The organism is Alcanivorax sp., assembly GCF_051117345.1.
GTDB lineage: Bacteria > Pseudomonadota > Gammaproteobacteria > Pseudomonadales > Alcanivoracaceae > Alcanivorax.
Genome location: NZ_JBNPEC010000038.1, coordinates 1 through 3,032, shown reverse-complemented (window position 1 = coordinate 3,032; position 3,032 = coordinate 1). Strand labels below are relative to the sequence as shown.

The 3,032-nt window shown below is 58.8% G+C and carries 4 protein-coding genes; all 4 read left to right on the top strand.

What is annotated here, in order from left to right:
- Positions 1 to 528, top strand: a 528-nt coding sequence (locus ACFE0K_RS02710) for an HD domain-containing protein (RefSeq protein ID WP_434534603.1), incomplete at its 5' end; no start/stop codon positions are given.
- Positions 507 to 1,244 carry a pteridine reductase gene (locus ACFE0K_RS02705; RefSeq protein ID WP_434534602.1) on the top strand — a complete coding sequence of 246 codons (738 nt, stop codon included), beginning with the start codon at positions 507 to 509 and terminating at the stop codon, positions 1,242 to 1,244. The genes ACFE0K_RS02710 and ACFE0K_RS02705, both read left to right, overlap by 22 nt.
- Before the next feature lie 19 nt (positions 1,245 to 1,263).
- Positions 1,264 to 1,689 (top strand): DUF4124 domain-containing protein, encoded by a 426-nt coding sequence (locus ACFE0K_RS02700; RefSeq protein ID WP_434534601.1) that lies wholly within the window; start codon positions 1,264 to 1,266, stop codon positions 1,687 to 1,689.
- Entirely contained in the window at positions 1,662 to 2,606 is a 945-nt protein-coding gene (locus ACFE0K_RS02695; RefSeq protein ID WP_434534600.1) for a DUF4124 domain-containing protein, read from the top strand. Before ACFE0K_RS02700 ends, ACFE0K_RS02695 begins: the two co-directional genes overlap by 28 nt.
- Positions 2,607 to 3,032 lie beyond the last annotated feature (426 nt).

Sequence of the window (3,032 nt, the reverse complement as noted above, 5' to 3'; positions counted from 1 at the left end):
CAGGCCAGTCGACTGAACCTGCCGTTGACGGCCCGTTACGCTGTACTTTGTCATGATCTGGGTAAGGGCAAAACGCCCGAAGAAGAATGGCCCCGGCATATCGCCCACGAAGTGCGTAGCGCCCGACTGGCGAAAACCGTGTCCAAGCGCTGGCGCGTCCCCAAGGACGCCGCCTCCCTGGCTGCCCTGGTGGCGGAATACCATACCCACTGCCACCGGGCTCTGGAGCTGAAACCCGCCACGGTCTGGAAGCTATTGAAGACGCTTGATGTGATACGCCGCCCGGAACGGCTGGAAGACTTTCTGCTCGCCTGCGAAGCCGATGCGCGCGGTCGTACCGGGCTGGAAGATCGCCCCTACCCCCAGGTGGATTACCTGCGTGGCGCGGCGCAGGCAGCCAGCCATATTGATGTGGCGGCACTGCGGCAGAGCGGCATTGAAGGGCCGGCACTGGGCGAGGCCATTGAAAAGGCTCGCATTCATGCAATCTCGGAGTTTAAAAAAACATGGCAGACCCCGTCGCCCTGATTACCGGTAGCGCCCGCCGCATCGGCGCAGAAATCGTTCGCACCCTGCATGCCAACGGCATGAAGGTGATCATTCACTATCGCAACAGCGCACAAGAAGCTCGCGCTCTGGCAGACAGCCTGAATACCTCGCGCCCGGATAGTGCGGTCATTCTTCAGGCGGATCTGGATCAGCCCGAGCAGGTGCGGCAATTGGCTCAGGACGCCCTGGCCTGTTTCGATCGCATGGATCTACTGGTCAACAATGCCTCCAGCTTCTATCCAACACCCGTCGATCAGGCCGATGATGCCGACTGGGACAGACTGGTTCACAGCAACCTGCGCGCCCCCTTTATTCTCAGCCAGAAACTGGCCGACGCTCTGCGACAACAGCAGGGCTGTATTATCAATATTGTGGATGTCTACGCGGAAAAACCGCTGCAAAACCATACCCTCTATTGCATGGCCAAGGCAGGATTGGCGATGATGACCCGCAGCCTGGCCCGGGAGCTGGGCCCGGATATCCGCGTCAACGGCGTATCACCGGGTCCCATCCTGTGGCCAGAGGCCGGGCAGATGAATCAGCAAGAGATTCAGGATGCCACCGCACTGAAACGCTGCGGCACCCCGCAGGATATTGCCCAGACCGTCTTGTGGCTTGGAACACAGGCGCCGTTTGTTACCGGCCAGATTCTGGCTGTGGACGGGGGACGCTCACTCACATTACAGGGAAGTTAAACGTTTTCGGGGGGACAGAATGAAAGGACTCATTACACTGCTGGCATTGTTACCGCTGCTCGCCAATGCAGAGGTGTACCGCTGGCAGGATGCCGACGGCAACTGGCACTTTGGCGATCAGCCGCCACAGGAACAGCACGAGACACTGGATATCAAGGCGCCGCCCAAGATCGGCCAGGGCGAACGGGTCCGGGAAATCAATCAGCGCACCCTACGACTACGCGAAAGCGAACAGGCCAGGGAGCAGGAACAGGCGGCCAGAGAGCAAAAACAACAAGATGCTCAGGATAAAAAATGCCGGGACGCCAGGGCAAAATTGAAGCAACTGCAGGGCCGTTTCGTCTACCGGGATGACGACGGCAATGTCACCCATCCCACCATGGACAAGGTCAAAGCCGACCAGGACGACGTTCGCCAATGGATCCAACAAAACTGTACGCCCTGATCCGGACCGGCCTCTGCCTGGTCGTGCTGGCGACATCACTGGCGGCCCATGGGGATATTTTTCAGTGGCGCGATGACAACGGCAAGCTGCACTTTGGTGATCGTCCGCCCGAGCAGGTGGACAGTAAAAGAGTCACCCCCAGAACGTCGCCCATCATGCAGGAACTGGAAATTACCGTACTGCGCCAGGACTTCATTCTGCCCGACGAGCTCCATGACAACACCCTGCAAGCGATCCGCAACATCTACCGGCGTTATCGCACCGATTTCGGTCTGGACCTGCATGGCACCGCCCAGGTCAATCTGTATCTGTTCGAACAGCAGGCGGATTTCCGTCAATGGATGGTCGACCGTATCGGCTCCAGCAACCCCAATTATGCCGGCGTGTTTATCCCGTCCAGCAATGAAGTGGCCGTCTGGCGCTGGGGAGATGATCAGGACGTGGCCCAGACAATTCTCCACGAAAGCAGCCACGTGCTTCTTTACCAACTATCCCCGGCATCACCGGTGTGGCTGCATGAAGGCCTGGCTCAGTATTTTCAGACTCTGGAAGTGCAGCCCGATGGCCGCCTGAAAGTCAGCGCTCTGCCTGACGCCCAGGCACGCATCCGCCAATGGATGGATGAAGGGCGGCTTATCACCCTCCGACAGTATCTGTCCCTGGGTGATAGCCAATGGCGGCGCATGGCCCACCAACTCGATGCCATTCCCTACACCGTCGCCTGGGCGACTACGGCGTTTCTGATGTCCAAACCCGTGGGCCGCAGCACATTGCGCCAGCTACTTCAGGAACTGGAAAAGACCGACCGCCGCCCCACGCTGAGAAGGATCGATCAGATCTATCCGGGTGGGCTGACACGGCTGGAATATGATTTTTTCCGCTGGGCACAGAGTGACATGGCGCCGCATTGGTATTGAACACAGCCGCAAGCTGTAGGAGTTCCTCTTGAGGGACGAATCCCAGCCTGAGCGAGGCGACAGAGATCCTGGTGCCAGCCATTCTTTCTGAAACCTGTCGAGTCCTGATATTCCTGATCACCCTGCGGGCCGCACGGAACTACGTGCGTTACTCCGCTACGCTCGGTTCCTACAGGGGGCTTCGTAGAAATGACGAAGTCCCGGAAACTTTCCAGACCACCTCTATCCAGTCGAGCGTAGCACGTAGCTACGCCTCCAGCTCCACCACCCACAATGCCTGACCGGAAACGTCCGCTTTTCCCAGCAATTGCCGGTAGGATTTGCCGGTTTCCGGATGGATGGCGTCGGGAGCCAGGTCCACCAGAGGTTTGAGAACAAAGGCGTGCTTGAGGATTTCGTCACGGGGCAGTTGCACCCCGTCGATAT

Bases quoted from the DNA above. Each gene is read 5' to 3' on its own strand.
- ACFE0K_RS02700 (WP_434534601.1), top strand. From the start codon at position 1,264: ATGAAAGGACTCATTACACTGCTGGCATTGTTACCGCTGCTCGCCAAT.
- ACFE0K_RS02705 (WP_434534602.1), top strand. From the start codon at position 507: ATGGCAGACCCCGTCGCCCTGATTACCGGTAGCGCCCGCCGCATCGGC.
- ACFE0K_RS02695 (WP_434534600.1), top strand. From the start codon at position 1,662: ATGGATCCAACAAAACTGTACGCCCTGATCCGGACCGGCCTCTGCCTG.